General features: G+C 65.5%; 24 protein-coding genes. 2 read left to right on the forward strand and 22 right to left on the reverse strand.

Translation table 11 applies throughout. The annotated features are described in order from the left end of the window. The first annotated feature begins 20 nt into the window (after positions 1 to 20). Positions 21 to 1,037 carry a 4-hydroxythreonine-4-phosphate dehydrogenase PdxA gene (pdxA, locus tag ACTJK4_RS03485; protein WP_440816041.1) on the forward strand — a complete coding sequence of 339 codons (1,017 nt, stop codon included), beginning with the start codon at positions 21 to 23 and terminating at the stop codon, positions 1,035 to 1,037. A gap of 31 nt (positions 1,038 to 1,068) precedes the next feature. Further along, positions 1,069 to 1,914 carry a 16S rRNA (adenine(1518)-N(6)/adenine(1519)-N(6))-dimethyltransferase RsmA gene (rsmA, locus tag ACTJK4_RS03490; protein WP_232041976.1) on the forward strand — a complete coding sequence of 282 codons (846 nt, stop codon included), beginning with the start codon at positions 1,069 to 1,071 and terminating at the stop codon, positions 1,912 to 1,914. On the opposite strand, the gene ACTJK4_RS03495 is transcribed toward rsmA, so the two are convergent. The 22 genes from ACTJK4_RS03495 to ACTJK4_RS03600 form a co-directional block, all read right to left on the reverse strand. Continuing rightward, the gene (locus ACTJK4_RS03495) at positions 1,901 to 2,806 is read right to left on the reverse strand and encodes a DMT family transporter (protein WP_232041977.1); all 906 of its coding nucleotides are present in this window, start codon (positions 2,804 to 2,806) and stop codon (positions 1,901 to 1,903) included. The genes rsmA and ACTJK4_RS03495 overlap by 14 nt on opposite strands. Further along, on the reverse strand, positions 2,790 to 3,197 hold the full coding sequence (gloA, locus tag ACTJK4_RS03500; protein ID WP_024976612.1) for a lactoylglutathione lyase: 408 nt from the start codon (positions 3,195 to 3,197) through the stop codon (positions 2,790 to 2,792). Before gloA ends, ACTJK4_RS03495 begins: the two co-directional genes overlap by 17 nt. Before the next feature lie 121 nt (positions 3,198 to 3,318). After that, positions 3,319 to 4,197, reverse strand: a complete 879-nt coding sequence (locus tag ACTJK4_RS03505) for a M48 family metallopeptidase (protein ID WP_260803053.1) — start codon at positions 4,195 to 4,197, stop codon at positions 3,319 to 3,321. Then, positions 4,194 to 4,946 (reverse strand): lysophospholipid acyltransferase family protein, encoded by a 753-nt coding sequence (locus tag ACTJK4_RS03510; RefSeq protein ID WP_232041979.1) that lies wholly within the window; start codon positions 4,944 to 4,946, stop codon positions 4,194 to 4,196. The genes ACTJK4_RS03505 and ACTJK4_RS03510 overlap by 4 nt, the downstream gene beginning before the upstream one ends. Positions 4,947 to 4,968: 22 nt before the next feature. Further along, positions 4,969 to 5,547 carry a D-glycero-beta-D-manno-heptose 1,7-bisphosphate 7-phosphatase gene (gmhB, locus tag ACTJK4_RS03515; protein WP_440816046.1) on the reverse strand — a complete coding sequence of 193 codons (579 nt, stop codon included), beginning with the start codon at positions 5,545 to 5,547 and terminating at the stop codon, positions 4,969 to 4,971. Between the two features lie 31 nt (positions 5,548 to 5,578). Next, the gene (gene glyS / locus ACTJK4_RS03520; protein ID WP_440816049.1) at positions 5,579 to 7,672 is read right to left on the reverse strand and encodes a glycine--tRNA ligase subunit beta; all 2,094 of its coding nucleotides are present in this window, start codon (positions 7,670 to 7,672) and stop codon (positions 5,579 to 5,581) included. 93 nt (positions 7,673 to 7,765) lie between these two features. Continuing rightward, positions 7,766 to 8,425 (reverse strand): hypothetical protein, encoded by a 660-nt coding sequence (locus tag ACTJK4_RS03525; protein ID WP_232041981.1) that lies wholly within the window; start codon positions 8,423 to 8,425, stop codon positions 7,766 to 7,768. Beyond that, a complete protein-coding gene (glyQ, locus tag ACTJK4_RS03530; RefSeq protein ID WP_027678179.1) occupies positions 8,422 to 9,408 on the reverse strand; it encodes a glycine--tRNA ligase subunit alpha in 987 nt (328 codons plus the stop codon). The genes ACTJK4_RS03525 and glyQ overlap by 4 nt, the downstream gene beginning before the upstream one ends. A 175-nt stretch (positions 9,409 to 9,583) precedes the next feature. After that, positions 9,584 to 11,095: an apolipoprotein N-acyltransferase gene (gene lnt, locus ACTJK4_RS03535; RefSeq protein ID WP_414561384.1), complete on the reverse strand. Its 1,512-nt coding sequence runs from the start codon at positions 11,093 to 11,095 to the stop codon at positions 9,584 to 9,586. Between the two features lie 64 nt (positions 11,096 to 11,159). Further along, positions 11,160 to 12,053 carry an HlyC/CorC family transporter gene (locus ACTJK4_RS03540; protein ID WP_232041983.1) on the reverse strand — a complete coding sequence of 298 codons (894 nt, stop codon included), beginning with the start codon at positions 12,051 to 12,053 and terminating at the stop codon, positions 11,160 to 11,162. A 163-nt stretch (positions 12,054 to 12,216) separates the two neighbouring features. Next, entirely contained in the window at positions 12,217 to 13,593 is a 1,377-nt protein-coding gene (locus ACTJK4_RS03545) for a hypothetical protein (RefSeq protein ID WP_440816052.1), read from the reverse strand. A 371-nt stretch (positions 13,594 to 13,964) separates the two neighbouring features. Then, positions 13,965 to 14,750 carry an rRNA maturation RNase YbeY gene (gene ybeY, locus ACTJK4_RS03550; RefSeq protein WP_232041985.1) on the reverse strand — a complete coding sequence of 262 codons (786 nt, stop codon included), beginning with the start codon at positions 14,748 to 14,750 and terminating at the stop codon, positions 13,965 to 13,967. A gap of 2 nt (positions 14,751 to 14,752) precedes the next feature. Beyond that, entirely contained in the window at positions 14,753 to 15,745 is a 993-nt protein-coding gene (locus ACTJK4_RS03555; protein ID WP_440816054.1) for a PhoH family protein, read from the reverse strand. Positions 15,746 to 15,766: 21 nt separating this feature from the next. Further along, entirely contained in the window at positions 15,767 to 17,137 is a 1,371-nt protein-coding gene (miaB, locus tag ACTJK4_RS03560; RefSeq protein WP_260803049.1) for a tRNA (N6-isopentenyl adenosine(37)-C2)-methylthiotransferase MiaB, read from the reverse strand. A 52-nt stretch (positions 17,138 to 17,189) separates the two neighbouring features. Beyond that, the gene (locus tag ACTJK4_RS03565; RefSeq protein ID WP_343619332.1) at positions 17,190 to 17,603 is read right to left on the reverse strand and encodes a hypothetical protein; all 414 of its coding nucleotides are present in this window, start codon (positions 17,601 to 17,603) and stop codon (positions 17,190 to 17,192) included. Between the two features lie 90 nt (positions 17,604 to 17,693). Then, positions 17,694 to 18,692 carry an NAD(P)/FAD-dependent oxidoreductase gene (locus ACTJK4_RS03570; RefSeq protein ID WP_260803048.1) on the reverse strand — a complete coding sequence of 333 codons (999 nt, stop codon included), beginning with the start codon at positions 18,690 to 18,692 and terminating at the stop codon, positions 17,694 to 17,696. 139 nt (positions 18,693 to 18,831) lie between these two features. After that, positions 18,832 to 19,761: an OmpW/AlkL family protein gene (locus ACTJK4_RS03575; RefSeq protein WP_232041990.1), complete on the reverse strand. Its 930-nt coding sequence runs from the start codon at positions 19,759 to 19,761 to the stop codon at positions 18,832 to 18,834. A 211-nt stretch (positions 19,762 to 19,972) separates the two neighbouring features. Beyond that, positions 19,973 to 20,878: a DUF1571 domain-containing protein gene (locus ACTJK4_RS03580; protein ID WP_343619335.1), complete on the reverse strand. Its 906-nt coding sequence runs from the start codon at positions 20,876 to 20,878 to the stop codon at positions 19,973 to 19,975. A 20-nt stretch (positions 20,879 to 20,898) separates the two neighbouring features. Continuing rightward, positions 20,899 to 22,638 (reverse strand): AMP-binding protein, encoded by a 1,740-nt coding sequence (locus ACTJK4_RS03585; RefSeq protein ID WP_440816059.1) that lies wholly within the window; start codon positions 22,636 to 22,638, stop codon positions 20,899 to 20,901. 103 nt (positions 22,639 to 22,741) lie between these two features. Then, the gene (locus tag ACTJK4_RS03590; RefSeq protein WP_232041993.1) at positions 22,742 to 24,061 is read right to left on the reverse strand and encodes an acetyl-CoA C-acetyltransferase; all 1,320 of its coding nucleotides are present in this window, start codon (positions 24,059 to 24,061) and stop codon (positions 22,742 to 22,744) included. A 4-nt stretch (positions 24,062 to 24,065) separates the two neighbouring features. After that, positions 24,066 to 24,959, reverse strand: a complete 894-nt coding sequence (locus ACTJK4_RS03595; RefSeq protein ID WP_440816062.1) for a MaoC family dehydratase — start codon at positions 24,957 to 24,959, stop codon at positions 24,066 to 24,068. Positions 24,960 to 24,993: 34 nt separating this feature from the next. Beyond that, the gene (locus tag ACTJK4_RS03600; protein ID WP_440816064.1) at positions 24,994 to 26,406 is read right to left on the reverse strand and encodes a 3-oxoacyl-ACP reductase; all 1,413 of its coding nucleotides are present in this window, start codon (positions 26,404 to 26,406) and stop codon (positions 24,994 to 24,996) included. Positions 26,407 to 26,410: the final 4 nt, after the last annotated feature.

Below are 26,410 nucleotides of genomic sequence, written 5' to 3' on the forward strand. Positions count from 1 at the left end.
CCATCGCAGGAAAGCGCTGCATGTTGAACATTGCCATCACCACCGGCGAGCCCGCCGGTATCGGTCCCGACATCACCGTGGCTGCGTTGCTGCACCTGGCGCGGCAGGCCTCGCCGCGTTACGCCGATGTGCAGTGGCATGTGATTGGCGATGCGGCATTGCTGCAGACGCGCGCTGACGCGATCGGGCAGGGCGATTTCTGGCGCGTTGCGTCCACGGCGCTGACCATTGTGGAGCGCCCGCTGGGTGCGCCGGTGCGCGCTGGCGTGCTCGATGCCGCCAACGGCCGCTATGTGCTGAACCTGCTCGATGCCGCCATCGACGGCTCCCAGATTGGCACGGTGGACGGCGTCCGCTACGACGCGATTGTCACGGCGCCGGTGCAGAAGAGCACGATCAACGACGCAGGGGTGCCGTTTACCGGCCATACCGAATACCTGGCGGAGCGCAGCCACACGCCGCGCGTGGTGATGATGCTCGCTGGCCCGCAGCCGGCGCACGATAACGCAATGCTGCGTGTGGCACTGGCGACGACACACTTGCCGCTGCGCGAGGTGCCGGACGCCATCACGCCCACGGTGCTTGATGAAACGCTGGACATCGTGCAGCGTGATCTGCATACGCGCTTCGGCTTGGCCGCACCGCGCATCCTCGTCACGGGGTTGAATCCGCATGCGGGTGAATCAGGCCACCTCGGCCGCGAAGAGATCGAGGTGATCGAGCCGGCCATCGCGCGTGCGCGTGCGCGCGGAATCGACGCGCGCGGTCCGTATCCTGCCGATACGCTGTTCCAGCCGCGCCTTCTGGCTGACGCCGATTGCGTGCTGGCGATGTACCACGACCAAGGCTTGGCGCCGCTCAAGTACGGCACCTTTGGGCACGGCGTGAACATCACGCTGGGCCTGCCGTTCGTGCGCACGTCGGTAGACCACGGCACGGCGCTGGACTTGGCAGGCACGGGCCGCGCCGAGTTCGGCAGCATGATTGAGGCGATCGATACCGCCATCGCCATGGCGCGGCACACGGCGCGTTCCTGAGTTTCTTCACCTTTTCGATTTCGAGTTCGCAATGGCACGATCCACGACCGGCGTTCACCAGGGGCACCAGGCCCGCAAGCGCTTCGGCCAGAACTTCCTGGTCGATGACGGCGTGATCCACGCCATCGTTGCCGCCATCGATCCCAAGCCCGACGATGTGCTCGTCGAAATCGGCCCGGGCCTGGGCGCACTCACCGTGCCGCTCATGGAGCGTGTGCGCACGCTGCAGGTGGTCGAGCTGGACCGCGATCTGGTTGCGCGCTTGCAGAAGCGTTTCGGCGATCGGCTGATCGTGCATGCAGGTGATGCACTCGCGTTTGATTTCGGATCGCTGGTGGAGGCGGGCCGGCCGCTGCGCATCGTCGGCAACCTGCCGTACAACATCTCGAGCCCGCTGCTGTTCCATCTGGCCACGTTTGCCGACCGCGTGCGCGATCAGCATTTCATGCTGCAGAAAGAGGTGGTCGACCGCATGGTGGCCGCGCCGGGTAGCAAGGCGTTCAGCCGGCTTTCGGTGATGCTGCAGGTGCGGTACTACATGGAGCTGGTGCTGGATGTGCCGCCGGGTTCGTTCAACCCGCCGCCCAAGGTGGATTCGGCGGTGGTGCGGATGATTCCCTGGCCGGCCGATAAATCGCCGTATGCGCCGGTCGATATGCGCGCGCTAGGCACGGTGGTGACGATGGCGTTTTCGCAGCGGCGCAAGGTGTTGCGCAACACGCTGGGCGCGCTGCGCGACGTGATCGATTTCGAAGCGCTTGGCTTTGACCTGGGCCGTCGCGCGGAAGAAGTGCCGGTGGAAGACTTCGTGGCGGTGGCGAACGCGCTGCCGGCCAACCGAATCGCCGGCAGCGTTTCCGAGCTTAGCGAAGATTGACGAGCAGGATGCCCGACAGCACGAGCGCCGCGGCCAGCGCAAACCGCAGGCCCACCGGTTCGTGCAACAGCAGCACACCAAACGCCACGCCAAACAGCGGCGTCAGGAACGAGAACACTGATAGCCGCGACGCCAGGTAGCGGCGCAGTAGCCAGAACCACGTCAGGTAACTGGCGAATGCGATCAGCACAGACTGGTAAGCGAGGCTCGCCAGCGCCGTGGGCGTGAGGTTCGCGGTAAAGACCTGCCCGGTGCCGGCGGCCATCAACAGCAGCAACACGGCGGAAACAGCCAATTGGTACAGCAGCGTCTTCGCCGCCGGGGCTTCGGAGAGCTTGCTTGCGCGCACGACGATGGTCGTCGCGCCCCATAACGCGCCTGCTGCCACGCCCAGCGCGTCACCCAATGAGGTTGATGGCCCGGCTGCCGGGTGCAGGACGCCGTCGGCAAACGCCAGCACGATCCCCCCAAACGCAATGCCGATGCCGGTCCACTGGCGCGGGCGCAGGTGCTCGCCCGGGACAAAGAAGTGCAGGCCGAGCGCGGTGAAGATTGGTGCGGTGTAGAGGAACACCGCCATGCGCGAGGCAGTCGTGTAGCCCAGACCGATGAAGATGCACAGGAACTCGACGCCGAAGAGCACACCGGCCATCAGGCCGCCGGCCAGCGTGCCGTCACGCAACGAGAGGCACGTGCCGCGCCACAGCGCAAATGCGAATACCAGGACCGACGCGATGGCCGAGCGCACGCCGGCTTGCATGACGGGGCCCACGTCATGCGCAGCCACCTTGATGGCGACCTGCTGAAAGCCCCAGCACATGCACAACACCACCATCAGGCCGATGGCGGTGCCGTCCAGCGGCCGGCGGATGGCGTCAGTGGCGGTTGCCATCGGGCATCGAGCGCGCCTGGATCAGCTCGATCTTGTAGCCGTCCGGATCTTCCACAAACGCGATGATGGTGCTGCCGCCCTTGACCGGGCCGGCTTCGCGCGTGACCTTGCCGCCCGCGTTGCGGATCTGGTCGCAGGCTTGCGCGGCATTGTCGACCTCGATTGCCAGGTGGCCGAACGCCGAGCCCAGATCGTATTCGCTGACGCCGTAGTTGTAGGTCAGCTCGATGACCGTGTTACCGGCCTCCGGGCCGTAGCCGACGAACGCGAGGGAGTATTTGTATTCCGGGTTATCACTGGTGCGCAGCAGCTGCATGCCGAGCACCTTGGTGTAGAAGTCGATCGATCGCTGCATGTCGCCGACGCGCAGCATGGTGTGGAGCATTCGCATGAGATTTCCTTCCTGGGGGACTGCGGAAGGCCATATTGTAGGAGGGTGTGGCGGAGCCTGCAGGCGAGGATTTTTATGCAGCCGCATCCCTCACACGCCGTTGCGGCGTGGGCGAGGCGAATCAGAACGCCGGCAAGTATTCCGGCGGATGCGAGCGCAGTTGCTCCCGGGCCTCACGAAACTCAGGAAAGATCGACTCCACCGTATCCCAGAAGCGCGGGCTGTGGTTCATTTCCTTGAGGTGCGCGAGCTCATGCGCAACCACGTAGTCGATCAAGCTCAGCGGGAAATGCACCAGGCGCCAGTTCAGACGGATCTTGCCGTCGGCGGTGCAGCTTCCCCACCGCGTCGCAGCTGAAGACAACGCATACGCGCTGTGCCGCACACCCAGGCGCTCGGCATACACCTCAAGTCGTTCGCCGAAGAGGCGTCGCGCCTGCGTCTGCAGCCAGCCTTGTACGCGGTCCTTGATCTGCTGCTCGGTGGTGCTGGGCGGCAGGCCCAGGTGCAGCATGCTGGTGTCGGCATCGAACATCAACGCGCCGATCGGCGACTCCAGCTTGAGCGTGATCGTTTTGCCGAGGAAGGGCAGCCCAGCGCCGTCCTGCCACTCCATGGGCGGCAGCATGCGGCGTGCGGCGTTCGCGCGCCATTCGGCCAGCTTGGCGAAGATCCACTTCTGCTTTTCGGCGATGGCGTGTTCGATCTCGGCGAGTGTGACCCAGCGCGGTGCCGTGATCGACAAGCCGCGATCATCGATGACAAAGCCGATGGTGCGCCGCGACGAACGCTTGAGGTTATAGATCAGCGCACGCTCGCCCAGCGTCAGGCGGCGCTGATTGGGGCCGAGCGGTGCGGTGGAAAAGTCGAGTGCGGGCGGTGCGAGGAGGGATGCGTCTGGCGACTGCGATGGCGACGGGGCTTCGGGCGCGAGCAGCGGCAGCTCGAGCTGGACGCTGTCGGCGGTGGTGGGCGAAGTCGGTGGGCGCAGCAGTTTCATGCGTGCTCGCGGTAGCTATCGGCGTCGATTCTACGCATTTCTGCTTCGATCCACGCTTCGACTTCGCGGTTGAGTTCATCGCTGGTCTTGCCGGCGCTCGATATGGCTGGCCCGACCGACAGCGTGATCAAGCCCGGGTGCTTCAAGAACGAATTGCGCGGCCACACGCGGCCGGAGTTGTGCGCGATGGGGATGACCCATGCGCCGGTATCCACGGCAAAGCGCGCACCGCCGCTCTTGTAGCGCGGCTTCGGGTCGCCGGAGCGTGTGCGCGTGCCTTCGGGAAACATGATCACCCATGCGCCATCGGCAAGGCGCTCCTTACCCTGGCGCGCGACGGAAGCGAACGCATTGGCGCCGTCCTTGCGGTTGATGTGCACCATCTTGAGCATGCCGAGTGCCCATCCGAAGAACGGCACATACAGCAGCTCGCGCTTGAACACGTAGCACAGCGGGCGCGGCATGGTCGCAACATAGGCCATGGTTTCCCACGCCGACTGATGCTTGGAAAGCAGCACCACCTGCTTGTTGGTGGCGACGGCTTCCTCGATGTTCTCCCAGCCCTGGTATTGCCAGCGGATGCCGAGCAGCCCGCGCGCCATCCAGATGGCGGACTTCGTCCAGCCGGACACCATCCAGAAACGGCGGTGCGGGTTCATGAACGGAAAGACGATGAAGCAGGCCACCGCGTAAATCGGTGTCCAGACGATCAAGAAGACCAGGTACAGCAGCGAACGGATAAAAGTCATCGGGGGCGCATTGGGGGCGAATTCAAGGGGCGCGTGTGGGCGTGCCCTGGGGCGCAGGGGACAGCAGCGCACGCGCAAACGCACGCAGGTCCTCATGAATCTGGGTGCCCGGGGGCAGGTCTCCGGCATCGCGGGTCTTGGCGCCCTTGCCGGTCAGTACGAGGTGAGGAGCGGCGCCGACTTCGACGCCGGCTTGCAGGTCACGCAGCGAGTCACCGACCACCGGCACGCCCGTGAGGTCCATGTCGAACCGGCGAGCGATCTCGCGAAGCATGCCGGACTTGGGCTTGCGGCACTCGCACGCATCGGCGGCGGTGTGCGGGCAGAAGAAGACGGCATCGACGCGCCCGCCGTAGGTGGCGAGCGCCTTGTACATCTTCTCGTGCATGGCGTTGAGCGCGGCGGCCTCGAACAGGCCGCGCCCGATGCCCGACTGGTTGGTTGCCACCACCACCTGGTAGCCGGCCTGGTTGAGCTCGGCAATGGCTTCCAGGCTACCGTCGAGGGCAATCCATTCGTCTGGCGACTTGATGAACTGGTCGCTGTCGCGGTTGATGACGCCATCGCGGTCGAGGATCACCAGTTTGGGAACATGGGGCATGGTGGGCTCCGAACGGTGCTTGGGGTGCCGATCAGGCGGCCAGCTTGGAGATGTCCGCGACGCGGTTCATCAAGCCGTGCAGTTCACCCAGCAGCGCGAGGCGGTTGTCGCGCAGCGCGGTGTCCTCGGCCATCACCATCACGCCGTCAAAGAAGGTGTCGACTGCTTCGCGCAGGCCAGCCAGCGTCTTGAGCGCGGTGGTGAAGTCGCCGCGTGCGAAGGCATCGTGTACCTGCGGCTCCGACGAGGCCACGGCCTGATGCAGCGCGCGCTCGGCGTCTTCCTTGAGCAGTTGCGGCTGCACTGCGCCAATGGCCACGTCCGTCTTCTTCAGGATGTTGGTGATGCGCTTGTTGGCGGCGGCCAGCGCTTCGGCCTGCGGCAGGGCAGCAAAGGCGCGCACGGCTTCGAGGCGCGCGACGATGTCGTCCAGGCGCTGCGGGCGCTGGCTGACGACGGCTTCCACCTCGTTGGTGCTGTAGCCCTTGTCCTTCAGGTAGCCACGCAGACGGTCGTAGAGGAAGTCCGTGATGGCGGCCAGGTCCGGCTTGACGGCGGCGATGCCGTCGAAGCTGGCAGCGGCAATCTGCAGCGCATCGTCAATCGTGAGCGTGAGCGGCTTTTCGATCAGCATGCGCAGGATACCGAGGGCGTGGCGGCGTAGTGCGAACGGGTCTTTCTCGCCCGTGGGCTGCAGGCCGATGCCCCAGATGCCGACCAGCGTTTCCAGCTTGTCGGCCAGCGCCACCACGGTCCCGGTGGCGGTGCTGGGCAGCGCGTCGCCGGCAAAGCGCGGTTGGTAGTGTTCTGAGCAGGCCAGCGCCACGTCGTCGGGTTCGCCATCGTGGCGGGCGTAGTACGTGCCCATCGTGCCCTGCAGCTCGGGGAACTCGCCCACCATGTCGGTCAGCAGATCGGCCTTGGCCAGCAATGCGCCGCGCGAGGCGTGTGCGACATCCGCGCCAAGCTTCTCGGCCAGTTGGCCCGCGATGGCCTGCAGGCGCGATACACGCTCAAGCTGCGTGCCGATCTTGTTGTGATAGACCACGCGCGAGAGCAGCGGTACGCGGTCGGCCAGCGGCTTCTTCTTGTCCTGCTCGAAGAAGAAGCGGGCGTCGGCCAGGCGCGGACGCACCACGCGCTCGTTGCCTTGAATGATGGCCTCGGGCGTGCCCGTGGCGATGTTCGAGACGATCAGGAAGCGGTTGCGCAGATGGCCCTGTGCATCGGTCAGCGCAAAGTACTTCTGGTTAGTCTGCATGGTCAGGATCAGGCACTCCTGCGGCACGGCGAGGAAGGCCTCCTCGAAGTGGCAGGGGTAGACCACGGGCCATTCGACCAGCGCGTTCACTTCATCCAGCAGCGCTTCGGGCATGACCACCGTGTCGGCGCCGGCGGTCTTGAGCAGTTCGGCGCGGATGGCTTCCTTGCGCTTGCCGTAGCCGGCGATGACTTTGCCCTGCGATTCCAGCGTGCTCGCATATGCCGTAGCGTCTTGGATGACGATCTCGCCGGCCGACAGGAAACGGTGGCCCAGCGTCACGTTGCCCGATTGCAGGCCGAATGCGCTGACGGGGATGATTTCGCTGTCGAGCAGTGCGATCAGCTTGTGGGCCGGGCGCACGAACTGAACGTTCTCGCCGTTCGGGCGCTGATACGTCATCACCTTCGGGATCGGCAGGTTGGCGATGGTCTGCGACAGTGCCGTCTGCAGGCCGTCGGCCAGCACGGCGCCGCGCGCGGTATAGCGATAGAACAGCGCTTCGGCCTTGCCGTCAGGCGCGCGTTCGAGCGATTCGGGCGCGATGGCGTCCACGCCCACGGTCTTGGCCAGCGCAGCCAGCTTCTTGACGAGCGGCGCGGCGGGCTTGCCCTCGGCATCGAAGGCGATGGTCACAGGCAGCACCTTCTCGCGCAATTCGCGATCAGGCGCGGTGCGGCGCACGCCGGTGATCGATGCGGCCAGGCGGCGCGGCGTGGCAAAACCTTCCACGGCGGCGCCCTCTTCGAGCAGGCCTTGCGCCGACAGACCGTCAAACAGGCCGCGCGCAAACGCCTCGCCCAGGCGGGCCAGCGCCTTGGGCGGCAGTTCTTCGGTCAGCAGTTCGATCAGGAGGGTGGACATAGCGTTTGAATCGGTGACGTCGTTGTTCTGCGCCGCTTGGTGTTCAGATCAGTTGCGGCGGTACGTTGTGTTGTTCAGCTCAGTATTCAGTGATCAGCAGGGCGAGCCGGGCACGGGTTCCACGCCCGAGAGCAGCCACACGCCGTTCTGCTGCTGGAACTGCAATTGCGTGCCGGCGCACTGGCCCGGCGGCGGTGGCGGTGCAATCGGCGCGGGCGTGGTGCCGGGCGCGGCAGCATCGCGGCGCAGGAAGCGGGCTGACAGCAAGCCGCGTCGCGCGTCGTAACGCACCTCTTGCAGCGTGCCGGACACGTTGAATTCCAGACGACTCGGCAATTGCCCCGCCGAGCGGAACACGCGCGCACGGCGCTGTGCCTTCACGCCCGAGCCTTGCCACTCCACCCACGTGAGCGGGAAGCGCAGGGCCGTTGCATACGTGCGCAGCGGCACGCGATGCCAGCCGAGGTCACGCGCGCCGGACAGGTCGCAGGCCATCGTGCGCACCAGGCTCGTCCACTGATCGAGCGACGGCGGAGGCGGTGTCCAGGCCGTGCTCAGCGCTTGCTGCAGCGGCTTGGAATCGGCCACGCAAAGCTGCGTCAAAGTGTTGGGCACGACGAAAACCTTCTCCGTCGATGCCGCCTTGGACGTGCGATGCCGTGCCGCTTGTGCAACGCTCGCCGGTAGCGCCAGCGCGGCTATGGACACTGCGGTCAGCAGCGCCAAGCCACGCCGTGCTCGGTTGGCCGTCATGCGGCCTCCGTGGTCTTGGCGGCGGCAGCGGCCGTGCCGCACATCGGGAAACCCAGGCGTTCGCGTGAGTCGTAGTAAGCCTGCGCGACCAGACGCGACAGGTTGCGGATGCGGCCGATGTAGGCTGCGCGCTCCGTCACCGAAATCGCGCCGCGCGCGTCCAGCAGGTTGAAGGTGTGGCCGGCCTTGAGCACTTGCTCGTAGGCGGGCAGGGCCAGCTGCACGACAGGTGCGTCGCCCTCGGCAGCAGCTTCGCCTTCTGCGCGCACGCCCATCAGGCGCTTGGCTTCGGCTTCGTGCTCGGCAAAGCGGCGGAACAGCACGGTCGTGTCGGCCTGTTCGAAGTTGTAGGTCGATTGCTCGACCTCGTTCTGGTGATAGACGTCGCCGTAGGTCAGGCGGCGCTTCACGGGGCCGTTCGGGCCCGGCTCTTCCCACTCCGTCCAGACCAGGTCGTAGATGTTCTCGACCTGCTGCAGGTACATCGCCAGACGCTCGATGCCGTAGGTGATCTCACCGGTCACGGGCTTGCAGTCAAGGCCGCCGACTTGCTGGAAGTACGTGAACTGCGTGACTTCCATGCCGTTGAGCCACACCTCCCAGCCCAGGCCCCAGGCGCCGAGCGTGGGGTTTTCCCAGTCATCTTCGACAAAGCGGACGTCGTTCTGCTTCAGGTCCAGCCCCAGCGCTTCCAGCGAACCGAGGTACAGGTCGAGGATGTTTTCCGGCGCCGGCTTGAGCACTACCTGGTACTGGTAGTAATGCTGCAGGCGGTTTGGGTTCTCGCCGTAGCGGCCGTCCTTGGGGCGGCGTGACGGTTGCACGTAGGCGGCACGCCAAGGCTCCGGGCCGATCGCGCGCAGGAAGGTGTGCACGTGCGACGTACCGGCGCCGACTTCGAGGTCGATCGGCTGCAGCAGGGCGCAGCCCTGGGCGTCCCAGTACGACTGCAGCTTGAGGATGAGTTGCTGGAAGGTGAGCATGGTGGAACCCGTTGGTCCGCGGCGGCACGGAACGTGCGTTGCACCGCGCGACGGTGGAATGCAGCGGCGGGCACGAGAAGCGCCTGGCTCCGTGCCCGCCGTAAAACGTTGAATTTTAGCGTTTTTTGTCAGCGACTCCGGAAAGTGGCTCGAAAGCCCTCCGGACGCTGAACGATCAATCTGCCGATGCCCGGCGGCGGCGCACAAATGCCACCAGCAGAACCAGCGCACCCAGGCACAGCGCAGGCGCGTTGCCGGCCCGCACGAATGGCGTCAAGCCCTGCATGCCTTGCACGTCGGTCTGCAGTGTGCCAAGCGTGAAGACGGGCAGGCGCGCCTGCACGCTGCCGTCCGGTCGCACCACGGCGGTCGCGCCCGTGTTGGTGGCGCGCAGCATCGGACGGCCCGTTTCCAGCGCGCGCATGCGCGAGATCTGCAGGTGCTGGTCCAGCGCGATCGTGTCGCCAAACCACGCAAGGTTCGTCACGTTCGCGAGCATCGTGGCGGGCTGGTCCGCATGCCGCAGCGAAGCGGCAATCTCCTCGCCAAACAAATCCTCGTAGCAGATGTTGGGCGCGACGCGCTGATCGGCCACCGCCATTGGCGGCTGCACGGGCAGGCCGCGCCGGAAGTCGCCCAGCGGCATGTTCATCATGTTGACGAACCAGTGGAAACCGAAGGGGATGAACTCGCCGAAGGGCACGAGGTGGTGCTTGTTGTAGCGGTACACGCCCTGGAATTGCGGGCCGATGCCGAACACGCTGTTGGTGTAATCGACGCGCGAGTCCTCGCTGGCGGCACCAAAGAGCACGCTGGAGCCGGTGGTATCCACATAGGTGCGAATGGCCAAGGCGATGTCCTGCGGCATCTCCTGGATCATGATCGGGAAGGCCGTCTCGGGCGTGACCACGAGTTGCGCGGGCTTCTCGGTGACCATCTTGGTGTACAGCTCCAGCGAGCGCTCGATGCCGGTCTGCTGGAACTTCACGTCTTGCGGCACGTTGCCCTGCAAAAGACGTACGGAAATGGGCTTGCCCACCGGCTGCGTCCACGCAACGCTGTGCAGCGGCCAGCCGGCCACCAGCACGAGCGCGCCCGCAATGCCCGCCAGCCAATGCAGGCGGCGTTCGGCCGCGACACACAGCAGGCCGGCCAGCACGGCGGCGATCAGCACGATGCCGTAGACGCCTACCAGCGGCGCATAGCCGGCCAACGGGCCATCGGTGTGCGCGTAGCCGCCGTTGATCCAGGGGAAGCCGGTCCAGACCGTGCCGCGCAGCCACTCCGTGACGGCCCATGCCGCGCCAAACACCAGCGCGGATGCGGCGCCGGACCACCGCCCGCGTCGCGTCATCCACTGCCACGCCCACACCGCCAGCGCCGGATGCAGCGCCAGATAGCCAGCAAACAGGAGCACTGCCAGCGCGGCCATCCATGCCGGCATGTCGCCGTAGACGTGCATGCTGATATAGAGCCACCACACGCCCGACAGGAACCAGCCGAGCCCGAAGGCATAGCCAACCGATGCCGCGTCACGCAAGCGCGGCGCGCGCTGCACCAGCGCGGCAAGCCCCGTCAGCGAGAGGATCTGCAGCCACCACCAGTGGTTCGGCGCGAACGACAGCGTATGCATGACGCCAAGCAGCGCTGCCATTGGCATCGCAAAACGTAGCCGCGCGAGCGGCACAGCTGGGGCGTCCTGCCGACGGGACGGTGCGGCAGGGGAAGAGAACTGAGCGGGCACGGAGGGATCAGGCGGGGTGGGAACCAGAGGTGTCGGCCGTGGCATTGCCGCCGGCCGGCGCGGTGAGGCGGCGCACGAGCAGCACCTGCACTTGGCGCGCATCGGCGCGCAGCACGTCGAACTGCAGCGTGCCCATGACGATCTTCTCGCCGCGGTGTGGCACGCGGCCCAGGTGATTGGACAGCAGCCCGCCCACGGTATCGACGTCTTCGTCGGAGAAATGCGTGCCGAAGGCTTCGTTGAACTGGCTGATTTCGGTCAGCCCGCGCACCCGCATGTGGCCATCGGCGGTCGGCAGGATGTTGTCTTCTTCCTGGTCGAAGTCGTATTCGTCTTCGATGTCGCCGACGATCTGCTCGAGCACATCTTCGATGGTGATGAGGCCGGCCACGCCGCCGTATTCATCGACGACGATGGCGATGTGGTTACGGTTGACGCGGAAGTCGCGCAACAGCACGTTCAGTCGCTTGGATTCGGGGATGAACACGGCCGGGCGCAGCATGTCGCGCACATCGAAGCCTTCGTCCGTATAGAAGCGCAGCAGGTCTTTGGCGAGCAGGATACCGATGATGTTGTCGCGGCTGCCCTCGTAGACGGGGAAGCGCGAATGGGCGGCTTCCTGCACGAACGGGATGAATTCGGACGGCGCGTCGGCAATGTTCAGCGCGTCCATCTGTGCGCGCGGAATCATGATGTCGCGCGCACACAGGTCTGAGACCTGGAAGACGCCTTCGATCATCGACAGGGAGTCGGCGTCGATCAGGCTGCGCGCATGGGCGTCTTGGAGGATTTCGAGCAGCTCGGCCCGCGATTCGGGCTCGGGCGAGATGAGGTCGGTCAGGCGTTCCAGCAGCGTACGGGGTTTGTCGGCTGGCTTCGGACTGGGATACGGATCATTCATGGCGCGGTCGCGCGTCGTTAAACATCGGCCCAGCATACACCAAAAGCCCTGCCGTCCCGATGACGCGGGGTGGCCGCCCGACCTCCGGAAGTGCCTTTTATTTCACATCCGGAGGCCGGGTTCGGGCGCGTTAAGGACGGACCTTCTGCCGAAGGGGGAGCGGTCAGTCGCGTCCGCCGTCGCCGCCGCGTTGCTGGCCGTTGCCGTGCGTGTTGCTGCCATCGTTGCCTTGATGATTGTCGTTCTGGCCCGGGCCGCCGTCGCCCTGACCATGATGCTGGCTGTGCCCGCCGGAGTCGTCGCGTTCGCCGCCGCGATCGTGGTCACCGCTGCGGTTGCCGTCGCCGCCATGATCGTGGTCACCGCTGTGGTTGCCATCGCTGCCATGGCCGTGATCGCCACCGTGGTTGCCGTCGCCGCCATGATCGTGGTCACCGCCGTGGTTGCCGTTGCCGCCATGATCGTGGTCACCGCCGTGGTTGCCGTTGCCGCCATGGTCGTGGTCACCGCCGTGGTTGCCGTTGCCGCCATGGTCGTGATCGCCACCGTGGTGTCCGTCGCCGCCATGGTCGTGGCTGCCACCGTGATTGCCATCGCCGCCATGGTCGTGATCGCCGCCGTGATGACCGCCGTGGTCATGATCGTGGTCGTGATCATGGTGGTGCCCGGGATGGTGATCGCCTCCGTGGCAGCTTCCGCACGGCGATGGGACTGGCGATGGGCTCGGCGTTGGCGTTGGGACTGGCGTCGGCGTCGGCGTTGGTGCAGGTGTGGGCGTCGGCGTCGGCGTCGGCGTTGGTGCAGGTGTGGGCGTCGGTGTCGGTGTCGGTGTCGGTGTCGGTGTGGGTGTGGGACTCGGTGTCGGCGACGGTGTCGGTGTGGGACTCGGTGTCGGCGACGGACTCGGCCCGGGGCTGGGTGTTGGGGCCGGAGTGGGGCTGGGGCTGGGCGATGCGCCAGGTGCCGGTGCCGGTGCCGGTGCCGGTGTGGGACTGGGCTTGGACGGCGGCGTGTTGTTGCCGTTGGGTGGTGGCGCGTCGTTGTTGCTCGTCGGCGCGGTTGCGGCAGGTGCCGGGTCCGCAGGATGCGAATTGCTGTGATACCGGCCCAGGGTGCTCGCGCCGCCGTAGGCCGTCCAGCGTCCGGCGATTTCCATGTCGACGCCCGCGAGCCAATGGTCGCCTGTGGCACCGACGCCCACCAGTGCCTTGCTGCTCGCAAAGTCGTAGCCGCCGCCAATGAGCGCCTGCACGCTCGTGCTGCCCACCACCGCCTGCACGCGCGGCCGGATGGTGCCTTGCGCGACCATCAGGTTCACCTCTGCGCCGACCACGTTGTTGCTGTCCGAAATGTTGACCGTACGGCAGCCGACCACCGCGCCCGGATGCCACGCGCCGTCAAAGACGACGACGATGCCCGCATAGCACGATTGCTTGTGATCAGCGTGTGCGATGCGCGGCGTGACCGCGAGCGCCGTGCCGACACCCACGCCAACCAGCAGCGTGGCCCACGGAATGCTGTCCATGAAGCGTTGACGCATGATGACCTCCCCGCGTGGCCTTGCCCGTCTGTGCGCGGGCTGGCCGATGGCGCTCGTTTGCGCCGAATTCGTGAAGCGCGCTCGAGCGGCGGCTTATGCGTGGAGGATAGAAATCGCTACGGCAAAACCCATGCGCCATACGGAGAGCGGCGAGGGTCCCGGATGGCCGACGGCCTGTGCGATGTGTATGCGCGATTCGAACGGCGCAAGCCTGCGCCGAATGGCGGAGGAAAACCCGTAAACCGTTGTCAGGACTGGTTTTTTCTTAATGCGGGTTGATTCAGTGTTGAAACGGCATGCTGCAAGAAAGGAACATCCAAAAGCAAAACGCCGGCGCGAGGCCGGCGTCTGAACATCAAGCGTGTGGCGCTTTAACGATCTGCGTACGGATCGGCAAAACCCAGGTCGCGGAGAATCTGCGTTTCGATGCCTTCCATTTCCTTTGCATCGGCGGCGTCTTCGTGGTCGTAGCCCTGGGCGTGCAGCGCACCGTGCACGATCAGATGCGCGTAATGCGCGAGCAGCGGCTTCTTCTGTTCCTTCGCTTCCTTTTCCACCACCGTGCAGCACAGCACGATGTCGGCGGAGACCGGGTCTTCGGCGCTCTCTGCGTAAGAGAAGGTCAGTACGTTGGTGGCGTAGTCCTTGCCACGGTAGGTGCGGTTGAGCGTGCGGCCTTCTTCTTCGCCGACAAAGCGCACGTTGAGCTGCGCATCGGCAAACAGTGCGGGGGCGATCCACGCCTCGATGTCCTGCTCTTTGGGCAGCGCCTTGCGTGCGGCGGCCTTGAGTTCGTCGCCGTACTGCACGGTCAGGTCGAGCGTGAGCATTTGAGCGCCGTCGAACGTGTCGTCGAGGTCTTCGGTTCGCTCGGTTTGTACCGGTTCTGCTTCAACGCGAAGCGTGATGCTGTCATGGTGCTCGGGACGCAGCGACAGCATGGCATTCGTGTTGGTGTCCGAATGCTCCGCGACGAGCGTGATGGCCCCATCGGCAGTGTCGGGCACGCTGATGATCAGGCTGCGGCCGTCGGCGAAGGCGATGCGCAGGGCGCTGGCATCCAACGTCTTGGGTTTGCCCTTGGCGTCGAACACGTCGACACGCGGGCCGGTGGCTTCGGGTTGGATCTTCTTGGTTTTGGTTTTAGCTTTGGCCACGGTCAGGCGTCCTTGTGCTGTGCATGGAATTCGTCATAGGCCTCGACGATGCGGGCCACCAGCGGGTGCCGCACCACGTCGACGCTGGTAAAGCGCGTCATCGCTACGCCGCGCACGTCACGCAGCACGTGCTGCGCTTCGATCAGGCCGCTCTTCTGGCCGCGCGGCAGATCGATCTGCGTGGTGTCGCCGGTGATCACCGCCTTGGAGCCGAAGCCGATCCGCGTGAGGAACATCTTCATCTGTTCCGGCGTGGTGTTCTGGGCTTCGTCCAGGATGATGAAGGCATGATTGAGCGTGCGCCCGCGCATGTAGGCCAGCGGTGCGATCTCGATCATCTGGCGCTCGAACATCTTCTGCGTCTTGTCGAAGCCGAGCAGGTCATACAGCGCGTCGTATAGCGGGCGCAGGTACGGGTCAACCTTTTGCGCGAGATCGCCCGGCAGGAAGCCCAGGCGTTCGCCGGCTTCCACCGCCGGGCGCGTCAGCACGATGCGCTTGATGGCGTCGCGCTCCAGCGCATCCACCGCGCAGGCCACGGCCAGATACGTCTTGCCCGTACCTGCCGGGCCGATGCCGAACGACAGGTCGTGCGAGAGGATGCTGCGCAGGTACGCACGCTGCATCGGGGTACGGCCATGCAGATCGGTGCGCCGCGTGTGCAGCACCGGCGACAAATCATTGCCGTCCGGCTCGTCGGCGCTCGATTCCGGCAGGTAAGCACCATGTGCGGCGACCTGGCGGGTTTCCACCAGGCCAAGCTGGATGTCGTCCACCGACAGCGGTTCGCGCGTGGCGTTGTAGAACGTCTCCAGCGCGTTGGCCGCGCCTTGTGCGTTGGCGCCGCGCACGGTGAACTTGCTGCCGCGCCGGTTGATGGTCACGTCCAGCGCCTGCTCGATCTGACGCAGGTTTTCGTCCAGCGGCCCGCACAGGTTCTGCAGGCGCGTGTTGTCGTTCTTGGGCGCTGTGAATTCTGCGATGGTGGGTTTCATCAAGTCGGGTCGTGTTGATGATCAGTGAGTTGCGCTGGCCATACGCTGTTCCGCCACTTCGCCACGCAGCGAATGCGGGAAGGCGTGCACGATGCGTACGTCGAGCATCTGGCCGATCAGCTGCTCGCGGCGCGCCTGCGGTAGGTCGGGCAGCGCAAAGTTGACGACGCGGTTGTTCTCGGTGCGGCCGTGCAGTTCGGTCGGATCCTTGCGCGACGGGCCTTCCACCAGAATGCGCTGCACGCTGCCGACCATGCCTTGGCTGATGCGCGCTACGTTTGCTTCGATGGTCGCCTGCAGATGTTTCAGGCGTTCGAGCTTGACGGCCTGCGGCGTATCGTCGTGCAGGTTGGCGGCCGGTGTGCCTGGGCGCGGGCTGTAGATGAAACTGAACGAGGTGTCGTAGCCGATCTCGTGAATCAGGTCCATCGTCTTGGCGAAATCCGCATCCGTCTCGCCCGGAAAGCCGACGATGAAGTCGGTGGCGATCGAGATGTTCGGCCGGATCGCGCGCAGCTTGCGGATGCTGCTCTTGTATTCGAGCACCGTGTAGCCGCGCTTCATCGCCATCAGGATGCGGTCTGAACCGTGCTGCACGGGCAGGTGCAGGTGGTCGACAAGCTTCGGGTTAGTGGCATAGGCCTCGATCAGGCGCGAGGAGAATTCCTTCGGGTGGCTGGTCGTGTAGCGGATGCGCTCGATGCCCGGAATCTCGGCTACGTATTCGAGCAGCAGCGCAAAATCCGCCCGCTCGCTCGTGTCCCCCATCTTGCCGATGTACGCGTTCACGTTCTGGCCGAGCAGCGTGACTTCGCGCACGCCCTGCTCGGCCAGGCCGGCCACTTCGGCCAGCACATCATCGAACGGGCGCGAGACTTCTTCGCCGCGCGTGTACGGCACCACGCAGTAGCTGCAGTATTTCGAGCAGCCTTCCATGATCGACACGAAGGCGCTGGCGCCATCCACGCGCGCGGGCGGCAGGTGGTCGAACTTTTCGATTTCGGGGAACGACACATCGATCTGCGACCGGCCCGTGCGGCGGCGCGCTGCGATCAGGTCGGGCAGGCGGTGCAGCGTCTGCGGACCGAACACCACGTCTACGTAAGGAGCGCGCGCCACGATGGACGCGCCTTCCTGGCTGGCCACGCAGCCGCCCACGCCGACCACGAGGTCCGGCTTGAGCGCCTTGAGCGCCTTGACGCGGCCGAGTTCGGAGAACACCTTCTCCTGCGCCTTTTCGCGCACGGAGCAGGTATTGAAGAGGATTACGTCCGCATCTTCGGGCGTGTCGGTGGGGACGAGACCTTCAGCCGCGTTGAGCACGTCGGACATCTTGTCCGAGTCGTACTCGTTCATCTGGCAGCCGTAGGTTTTGATGAAGACTTTTTTCATGTGCCGTTCACAGTGGTTGACCTGGGGGCACGTGCTTCGTGGGGTGTTCTGACTACTGGGACTGCGTTTGCGCCTGACTTTGCGCAGCCACCGCAGCCTTGTAATCGTCATCGCTGACAACCCAGGCGGTCAGCAACTGCTGATACAGGTCGAGCTGATAGCGCACCTTGAACGTCTGGCCGACCACCGAACCCGGCGGCAGCAGGCGCCCATCCAACGACAGAATCCGCACGCCCGGGGCGAAGCGGACGTCGGCGCTGCTACTCCCAAAGCCCAACAGCAGGATGCGGACGATGCCGGTGCTGCCGGTACTCAGCGTGCCGGCGTTGGCCGAATTGACGGTCAACTGGGCCGCCGGAGCCGTCGCCGGAATGTTGCGCAGCACCTGCGCATGAGACAGCAACGGCGCCGATGCCGCAGCAAGGGCAGCAAAGGCGAGGGCGAGGACTTGGCGTCGGGTGCGCATGGCGTCATCAGGAGAAAGCCACCGCCGGGTGAGCGACCCGGCACACGAAACACGAGACAACCAGATATTGTAGCGTTCCGGGCCGAACTCTTATAGCGCTTCGGCAATCTTGGCGGCCAGCGCGACACCGCTCAGGAACGCGGCCTCCACGCGTGGGCCTTCGCACCAGTCACCGCAGGCACCGAGGCGCGCGGCGGCGTCCCAGTGGCAGGGCATGCCGGCAGACTGCTCGACCAGCGCGTGCGGCCACAGGTGCGCGGCCATCAAATCGGGTTCCGGCGTACCCGGGAAGGCTTCGGCAAAGCGGGCGTGCATGGCGTGCAGCACCTGCTCCGGTGTGTCCAGGGCATGCGCAGCCGACCAGCCCGGCGACGCATGCACCACCCAGGATTCATCGACCATGACGCGCCCCGGCTTGGTGTTGTCGCGGGCGGCCCAGGCCAGCATGTCGTCGTCGATGCGGATGCCGTCATATGGCAAATCCAGCGGTTGCGCAAAGCCCATCATCAGCGCCCAGCATGGGGCGTAGTGCACCGGGGCGATGGCTTCCTGCAGCGACGCCGGCGTGGCGCCATGAAACAGCGCCGGTAGTTCGGGCGCGGGCAGGGCCAGCGCGATGATGTCGGCGTGGGTGGCGTCCGTGCCGTTGCGCTCGATCGTCCAGCGCCGGCCATCGTGCGCCACACGCGTGACGGCGTGGCCGAAGCGCACATCCAGCGGCGCGGCTAGGCTGCGCACCAGCGCGCCCATGCCGGGCAAGCCGACGTAGCGGGCTTCGTCGCGTGAATCGGCTTGCAGGGCGTCGGCCGTGCGATGGCCCCAGCGCGCGGGCCAAGGCAGCACCGAGCCCTGACGGCCAGCGGCATCCACCGCGCGGCGGAAGGCCTCGCTGCGCACGTTGAACGACTGCGCTCCGTGATCGAACGCATACGCGGGGGCGGACTCGGGCAGCACCGTGGTGGCCAGCCGGCCCCCGACCCCGCCCGAGCGCTCATAAACCGTGGTGGCAATGCCTTCCGCGGCAAGCGCGTTGGCACAGGCAACACCGGCAATGCCGGCTCCGACGATGGCGATGGAAGGCTGGCTCATGGATGTGACGTAGGTGCGGGGCGGGGAATCCGGGAATCGGCGCGCAAATCGGCGCGTAACAGTCCGCCATGATATCGGGTGTCGCCCCAATGAAAAACGCCACCCGGAGGTGGCGTTTGCGATGTAGCAATTCTGCGGCTTAGAACTTGTAACCCACCGCCAGCCCGAACACGATCGGGTCGACCTTGATGTCGGTCTTGTTGACCGCCAGCACCTGGCCTTGCTGGCTGCGGATCGTGATGGTGGAGGTCGTCTTCAGCGGCAGGTACGACACCGTGCCGATGGCGGTCCAGTTCTTGGCGAACTCATACGACACGCCCACGTTGGCGACCGGCGTCCAGGAGCTGGACGTTTCTGCCGTCACCTTGGCCGGGCCCGTCGGAACCTGGCCCATGCCAAGCTGCAGCACCTGCCCCAGGTTCTGCAGGCCGTTGACGAAGTTCTGGTTCAGCCTCAGGTTGGTGAAGAAGTTGTAGCTGACACCCGCGCCGACGAAGGGGCGCAGCTTGCTTTCCTTGGTGCCGAAGTAGTACTGCGCGACGATCGCCGGGCTCCATTCGCGCACGGTGGCGACCGGGTTGTTCTGCGGCAGGCCCAGGTTGATCAGCGTCAGCGGCCCCACCACCGGCACCGGCGCGATCACATTGCCGCTGCCATACAGGTTGAACTTGGGCGGCACGCCACCCACGAAGGTACCGGCGATGTTGTCGGTAAAGAAGTGCGTGAACGTGAGCGACAGCGTATTCGCGTTACTGACTTTCACGTCAGTTCCTGGCGACTGGTAGGTACCGAGGCCAAGCGCGCTGGTGGTGGTGGTCAGGGGCGTGGCCGAATCCATCGGACGGATGTAGAACCAGCCCAGTGCCATGACGTTGCGGCCCCAGACGTAGTTGTCCATGAAACCGCTGAAGCCGCCACCACTGCTGCTGATGGCACTGCCGCTACCGCTGCTGGCGCTTGCAGCCACGTTGGCCTCTGCGGTGGATTGGGCGTGAGCCAGGGGGGCGGCAAGGGTGCTGGCGGCAGCGCAGGCAAGGGCTGCAGCAAGGCGACGGGCGGTGCGGTTCATGTGGTTGTCTCTCTGGATTGGATTGTTATCACGCCTTGGTGTGGCGATTTGTGTTTCCGCAGCATAACGCAGCGCTTTTGTTCGGTTGCGCTGCGATGATCGAAGTTTTCCTCTAGCGTGTACGCACGCAACAAGGGGTTTCCCCTAGTCTCGTTTCATACTCTCCACCGGTCGGCGGAGCCTTGGCCCACAACGGTCTCCGGGCTGCTGTCTAAAATTTGTATTCCGGATTTTTAGGGTTGAAAGTCTGGTCGTTCCAGGTCTTGCGCGTCACGCTCTCAATGACGATTTTCTCGAGCTGATTGCCCGATTCATCCCACGCTTCTTCAATGCGCACCCACGGGTTTTTGAGGTCAAAGTACAGGCGCACGCGCTTGGCGTAGAACGTGGGCGGTCCGCTTGGCGCATCCCAGGTCAGCCGCAGCATGCGCTCACCGTCTTCGGTCACCATTTTGGCTTCACTGAACTTGCCGCTGCCGCCGGCTGCCACGTGGGCACGTCCGTCGCGTTCGAGCGTATCGACGATGAACTGCAGCCCAAGCTCCCGCGCCGTGTGGTTCGACTGTGATCTGGCCAGCGAGCCATCCAGCGCACTCCAGATCGACACGAAACCGACGAGCCCGCCCAGGTGGCCGTACATCTCGTCCTTGCGCACGGTTTCGTCGTAGATGATCTCCTGACCGGCGTGCGCCCCGCCCTTGAGCCAGCGCGCGTAGACCTGGCGCGGTGCGTTGCGGTAACGGATGAGCATGAGTGCCGGCTGGCTCTGCCACTGGTCTTTTACGCGTTCCTGGCGGCGCATGCGGTATTCATATTCGGGCAGCTTGGCCACTTCGCCCTTGAGCCAGCGCACCAGCGTTTCGGGCTTCATGGCTTGCGCCATCGCGAGGACGTCTTCGTCAGACCAGCCCGCGAACGCGTTGGCGTGGACCTGGCTGCCGAGCCAAGCCGTCTGCCTGGCGATGTCCATGGCGGCAAAGCTGCCAATGGCCGCCGATTGCGATGTAGCCGTTGGTGCGGCTGCCGCAGGTGGGGAAGCATCCGACGTGGCAGGCTGGGCCCAGGCGTGTGCGGAGCCTGCCAGCACCGCAGCCAGGGCGAGGGTACGCAAGCGCATATGAGTCTCCGGTGTTGTTGCTATTGCTGCGCTTGCGCGCGGGCGCGCTTGATGTCCGGATCGGCATCGCGCAGCTCGCGGCGCAGGATCTTGCCTACCGTCGACTTGGGCAACTCTTCGTGGCGGAACTCGACGATGCGCGGCATCTTGTAGCCGGTCAGATGGGCGCGGCAGTGTTCGAGCAGCGCGGGCTCGGTCAGTGCGCCGGTGCGCGGCACCACGATGATCTTCACGCGTTCGCCGGCCACCGGGTCGGGCACGCCAATCGCCGCCACCTCCAGTACTTCGGGGTGCAGCGCCACCACGTCTTCGATCTCGTTCGGGTACACGTTGAAACCCGAGACCAGGATCATGTCCTTCTTGCGGTCGATCAGGCGGATGTAGCCGTTGGCGTCCATCACGCCGATGTCGCCGGTCGAGAACCAGCCTTCAGCGTCGATGTACTTGGCGGTTTCTTCCGGGCGTTGCCAGTAGCCGCGCATGACTTGGGGCCCACGCACCTGCAGTTCGCCGGGCTCACCCAGCGGCGCGATCGTGCCGTCGTCGCGCTTGAAGCGCACTTCGGTGGATGGCGCGGGCAGCCCGATCGTGCCGCTGAATTCGGTCACGTGCGGTGGGTTCATCGACACGACCGGCGAGCACTCCGTCAGCCCGTAGCCTTCAACGATGGTATGGCCTGTCACCTCTTTCCAGCGCTGCGCAATCGCGCGCTGCACTGCCATGCCACCACCGATGGTGATCTTCATGGCCGAGAAATCGCGCTTGGCAAAGTCGGGGTCTTCCAGCAGCGCATTGAACAGCGTATTCACACCGGCAATGCCCGAGAAGCGCTCGTTGCGCAGGATGAAGATCACGCGCTTGGTGTCACGCGGATTGGCGATCAGGATATTGCGCCCGCCCAGCGTCATGAACATCAGCAGGTTCACCGTGAGCGAGAAGATGTGATACAGCGGCAGCAGCGTGACGTTGGTTTCCACGCCGCCGTTGAGCATGCTCTTGGACCACTCTTCCGCCTGCAGCAGGTTGGCGATGATGTTGCGGTGCGTGAGCATCGCGCCCTTGGCCACGCCCGTGGTGCCGCCGGTGTATTGCAGGAAGGCGATGTCTTCCGGCGCCAGTTGCACCGGTTGCATCGCGCGTGAGGCGCCTCCGGCCAGCGCATCGCGCAGCCAGACCGGCGAGGGCAGCTTGTACGGCGGAACCTGCTTCTGCACGTGGCGCATCACGAAGTTCAGCGCGCGGCCCTTGAGGTTGAGCGCACCACCCATCAGGTCGCCAATGCCGGTGATGACGATGTTGCGGATCTGGCTGCCGGGCAGCGCCTGTTCCAGCGTGCGCGCGAAGTTCTCCAGCACGACGATTGTCTGCGCGCCGGAATCGCGCAACTGGTGCGCCAGCTCCGGCACCGTGTACAGCGGGTTGACGTTGACGACGATGGCGCCGGCCAGCAGCGTGCCGAACAGGCACACGGGGTACTGCAGGCTGTTGGGTAGCATGATCGCCACGCGGTCGCCCTTCTTCACGCCGCGCGATTGCAGCCATGCCGCAAACTGCTTGGCCTGGCGTTCGCATTCGTCGTAGGTCATCTCGGTGCCGACACTCACGTAGGCGACGCGCGTGCGGTACTTCTCCACCGATTCACGAAACACCTCGGCCAGCGAGTGATAGCGATCAGGGTTGATTTCGGCGGGCACGCCCTCGGGGTAAGACTTCAGCCAGATGCGGTCGGTAAGGCTGTTGCGGTCGGCAACGGTGTTCATGGTGTCTCCGTCCATGGAAGACGCGGCGTGGTTTTGTTATGTGCCGCGCGGGTTTTGGAATCTTGCTAGACCCAGGCCGTTCCCGTTATTCGGCCCGAGCGGTTTAGTGCGACATCGTTTCGGGGCGCTCCAGAATGGCAACGACGCCTTGTCCGCCCGCAGCACAGATCGACACCAGCCCGCGTCCGCTGCCGCGCTGCGCCAGCATTTTGGCCAGCGTCGCGACAATGCGCCCGCCCGTGGCGGCAAAGGGATGGCCCGTGCCGAGCGAGCTGCCATTCACGTTCAGCTTGCTGCGGTCGATGCTGCCCATCGGGGCGCTGCGGCCCAGTTTTTCGCGGCAGTATTCGGGCGATTCCCAGGCCGCAAGCGTGCACAGGACTTGCGCGGCAAAGGCTTCGTGGATCTCGTAGTAATCGAAATCCTGCAGCGTGAGACCCGCGCGTTGCAGCATGCGCGAGACGGCATAGGCAGGCGCCATCAAGAGCCCTTCGTTCTGCTCCGGCGTGCCGCTGAAGAAATCGACGGCAGCCGTATCCGCGCAGGTCATGTAGGCGAGCACGGGCAGGTTGTGCGCGCGTGCCCAGTCTTCGCTGGCAAGCAGCACGCACGATGCGCCATCGGTGAGCGGCGTGGAATTGCCGGCGGTCATGGTGCCGGCCGCGCTGCGGTCGAACACCGGCTGCAGCTTCGCCAGTTGCTCGAGGGTCAGGTTGCTGCGCAGGTTGTTATCGCGATCGAGCCCCAGGTGCGCGGTCATCAGGTCGGTGAAGAAACCGCGCTCGTAGGCGGCCGTGAGGTTGTGGTGGCTGCGCAGGGCCAGCGCATCCTGGTCTTCGCGGCGGATGCCCCAGCGCTTGGCCATCAGTTCGCAATGTTCGCCCATCGACAGGCCGGTGCGCGGCTCGCTGTTGCGCGGCAACAGGGGGCGCACGAACATTGATGGCCGCAGGCCGGCCAGCGCTTTGACGCGCGCGCCGGTGGACTTGGCGCGATTGGCCTCCAGCAGGATCTTGCGCATTTTCTCGTTGAGGCCGACGGGCGCATCGGAAGTGGTGTCCGTGCCGCCCGCAATGCCCACATCGATCTGCCCCAGCGCGATCTTGTTGGCGACGAGGATGGCGGCTTCCAGCCCCGTGCCGCATGCCTGCTGGATGTCGTAGGCGGGCGTCTGCTTGGCGAGCGTGGTGGAGAGCACCGTTTCGCGCGTCAGGTTGAAATCGCGCGCATGCTTGATGACCGCGCCGGCCACGACTTCGTCCAGGCGCTGGCCGTGGAGGTTGAAGCGGTCGATCAGGCCCTGCAGCGCGGCGGTCAGCATCTGCTGGTTCGACGCCGTGGCGTACGCCGTATTCGAACGGGCGAACGGAATGCGGTTACCCCCGAGGATGGCGACGCGGCGCACCTGCGCGTTGACGAGCATGGATTCAGTCTCCCGTGTGTTCTTGTTGTGCTTGCGGCAGCGTCAGCATGCCGCGCAGATAGGGTTTGTCGCCTGCGGCGTTGCGCACTTCAAATGCGCGGCCCGGTGTGGCTGAGGGGGCTTGCCACAACGTCGCCTCTCCCGGCAGCGACAGCGGTGCCTTGAATTCGGCCACCACTTCGCCTTGCGTGAGCGGCGCGGCCGGCAGCAGCGTGGCCAGCGCTCGGGCCTTCGTCCACATGCCGTGGGCAATGGGGTGCGCGAAGCCGAACAGCTTTGCGCCGATGTTGGATACGTGGATGGGGTTCCAGTCGCCCGACACGCCGGCATAGCGTCGGCCGGAGTCGGCAGGCACATCCCAGCGGCCAATGGGCGACAGGTCCTGTGCCGTGGGCAGCGCAATCAACGGCGCGCCCTGCGGAGAAGACACGCCCACGCGCAGATAGGTGGAAAGCGATTCCCACACCACCGCACTGCCTCTGATGATGGCCGTTTCAATGGCGAACGCCTGCCCGCGCGCATGGTGGAACAACCGGCGCGGACGCACTTCCACGCGCACGCGTTCCCCAGCTCGTAGTCGCTCGTGCTGGCGGATCGTGTTGCACAGGTGAACCAGGCCGATCACCGGGTACGGAAACGCCGATTCCGTCATCAGCATGAGCTGCAACGGAAAGCCCAGCAGATGCGGATACGTCATTGGCACGCCATGCGCCGAGGCGAAGCCGCACACCGCTGCGTACTGCGCGATGTGTTCGGCGTCGAGCGGCACTTCCTGGCGCACCAGCGTGTGGCGCGGCAGCGGCCCGCCGCGCTTGCCCTTGCGTTGCGATAGCAGCGCGCGCCAGGCCAATGCCCCTGCCGACGGCGGCTCGGTCACCAGCGTCTGGGTCGCGATCATTGGGGAGGGCAGGGCCAGCGAGCGCATGGTCGCGTCAGGCCCCGAGCAGGCTTTGCCCGCACACGCGCACGATGTTGCCTGTTACGCCATTCGACGCAGGGTTGGCGAACCAGGCAATTGTCTCGGCCACGTCGACGGGCTGACCACCCTGGCTCATCGCATTCATCCGCCGGCCGGCTTCACGGATGGCGAATGGCACGGCCGCTGTCATCTGCGTTTCGATAAAGCCCGGCGCAACGGCGTTGATGGTGATGCCCCGCTCTGCCAGCAGCGGCGCGCCAGCCTGCACGAGGCCAATCACACCGGCCTTGGACGTCGCGTAGTTGGTCTGCCCCAGGTTGCCCGCAATACCGCTGATGGACGACACGCACACGATGGCCCCGCCTGCATGCAGCGCATTGGCCGCAAGCAGCGCGTCGTTGATGCGCAATTGCGCAGTCAGGTTGATGTCGAGCACGCTGCGCCACGCGGGTTCGGTCATGCGGGCGATGGTCTTGTCGCGCGTGATGCCCGCGTTGTGCACCAGGATGTCGATGCCGCCCAATGCGGCAAGTTGCTGGGCGAGCAGGGCGGGTGTTTCCGGTGCGGCGATGTCGTAGGTCAGTGCTTCACCGCCGATTTCCTGGGCAACGGCGTTCAGCGCTTCCTGTGCGGCGGGCACATCCAGGCACAGCACGCGTGCGCCATCACGCGCCAACACATGCGCAATGGCCGCACCGATGCCGCGCGAGGCGCCTGTCACCAGCGCGGTGCGCCCGGCCAACGGTTTCTGCCAATCCACCGGCACCGCTACGGCGCGATGCACGCGCACCACTTGCCCCGATACATACGCCGAGCGCGCCGACAGCAGAAAACGCAGCGTCGATGCGGCTACGTTTTCCGCACCCTCTGCCACGTAGACGAGCTGCGCCGTGCAGCCGCGCCTGACTTCCTTGCCCAGCGAGCGCGTGAGCCCTTCCAGTGCGCGCTGCGCGATCGCTGCCTCCGGCGTCTTGCAGTCTTCCGGCGGACGGCCAATCACGACGACGCGCCCACAACGGCCGATGGCCCGGACGCCATCGTGGAACACGTGATACAGCGCATCGAGCCCGTCGACCGTCGCAATGCCCGTGGAATCGAAGACGATGCCGCCAATGCGGTCAAACGCGTCGCCTTCTTTGCCTGTGGGCGCGACAAAGCGGCCCGTGATCTGCCCGTGCCGGTTGGCGGCGCCGAGCCATTCCGGATCGCTTTCATGAAAACGCGTGGGTACGCCGGTCTCGGCAAACAGCGCGGCGAGCGTCTCGCGCATGGAGCCGCCCGGCGCCGCGCCCATCAGGAACGGCCCGACAAATTCCGGTTCCCCCGGCACATAACGGCGCAACGGCACCGGCTGCGGCAGGCCAAGGTTGGCCGACAGCCACTTGCCGAAACCGGAACCGACGAAATCGAGGTACTTGTCTTGCATCGTT

The organism is Ralstonia sp. 22111 (assembly GCF_052045895.1).
Lineage (GTDB): Bacteria > Pseudomonadota > Gammaproteobacteria > Burkholderiales > Burkholderiaceae > Ralstonia > Ralstonia wenshanensis.

Coding starts and splice junctions, on each gene's coding strand:
- glyQ (WP_027678179.1), bottom strand. CDS start 9,408: ATGCTCACCTTCCAGCAACTCATCCTCAAGCTGCAGTCGTACTGGGAC.
- ACTJK4_RS03565 (WP_343619332.1), bottom strand. CDS start 17,603: ATGCGCACCCGACGCCAAGTCCTCGCCCTCGCCTTTGCTGCCCTTGCT.
- ACTJK4_RS03570 (WP_260803048.1), bottom strand. CDS start 18,692: ATGAGCCAGCCTTCCATCGCCATCGTCGGAGCCGGCATTGCCGGTGTT.
- ACTJK4_RS03510 (WP_232041979.1), bottom strand. CDS start 4,946: ATGACTTTTATCCGTTCGCTGCTGTACCTGGTCTTCTTGATCGTCTGG.
- glyS (WP_440816049.1), bottom strand. CDS start 7,672: ATGTCCACCCTCCTGATCGAACTGCTGACCGAAGAACTGCCGCCCAAG.
- ACTJK4_RS03585 (WP_440816059.1), bottom strand. CDS start 22,638: ATGAACACCGTTGCCGACCGCAACAGCCTTACCGACCGCATCTGGCTG.
- ACTJK4_RS03495 (WP_232041977.1), bottom strand. CDS start 2,806: ATGGCAACCGCCACTGACGCCATCCGCCGGCCGCTGGACGGCACCGCC.
- ACTJK4_RS03525 (WP_232041981.1), bottom strand. CDS start 8,425: ATGACGGCCAACCGAGCACGGCGTGGCTTGGCGCTGCTGACCGCAGTG.
- ACTJK4_RS03545 (WP_440816052.1), bottom strand. CDS start 13,593: ATGCGTCAACGCTTCATGGACAGCATTCCGTGGGCCACGCTGCTGGTT.
- ACTJK4_RS03580 (WP_343619335.1), bottom strand. CDS start 20,878: ATGCGCTTGCGTACCCTCGCCCTGGCTGCGGTGCTGGCAGGCTCCGCA.
- ACTJK4_RS03595 (WP_440816062.1), bottom strand. CDS start 24,959: ATGATCGCGACCCAGACGCTGGTGACCGAGCCGCCGTCGGCAGGGGCA.
- gmhB (WP_440816046.1), bottom strand. CDS start 5,547: ATGCCCCATGTTCCCAAACTGGTGATCCTCGACCGCGATGGCGTCATC.
- gloA (WP_024976612.1), bottom strand. CDS start 3,197: ATGCGAATGCTCCACACCATGCTGCGCGTCGGCGACATGCAGCGATCG.
- rsmA (WP_232041976.1), top strand. CDS start 1,069: ATGGCACGATCCACGACCGGCGTTCACCAGGGGCACCAGGCCCGCAAG.
- ACTJK4_RS03540 (WP_232041983.1), bottom strand. CDS start 12,053: ATGAATGATCCGTATCCCAGTCCGAAGCCAGCCGACAAACCCCGTACG.
- pdxA (WP_440816041.1), top strand. CDS start 21: ATGTTGAACATTGCCATCACCACCGGCGAGCCCGCCGGTATCGGTCCC.
- ACTJK4_RS03555 (WP_440816054.1), bottom strand. CDS start 15,745: ATGAAACCCACCATCGCAGAATTCACAGCGCCCAAGAACGACAACACG.
- ACTJK4_RS03600 (WP_440816064.1), bottom strand. CDS start 26,406: ATGCAAGACAAGTACCTCGATTTCGTCGGTTCCGGTTTCGGCAAGTGG.
- miaB (WP_260803049.1), bottom strand. CDS start 17,137: ATGAAAAAAGTCTTCATCAAAACCTACGGCTGCCAGATGAACGAGTAC.
- ACTJK4_RS03505 (WP_260803053.1), bottom strand. CDS start 4,197: ATGAAACTGCTGCGCCCACCGACTTCGCCCACCACCGCCGACAGCGTC.
- ACTJK4_RS03590 (WP_232041993.1), bottom strand. CDS start 24,061: ATGCTCGTCAACGCGCAGGTGCGCCGCGTCGCCATCCTCGGGGGTAAC.
- ACTJK4_RS03575 (WP_232041990.1), bottom strand. CDS start 19,761: ATGAACCGCACCGCCCGTCGCCTTGCTGCAGCCCTTGCCTGCGCTGCC.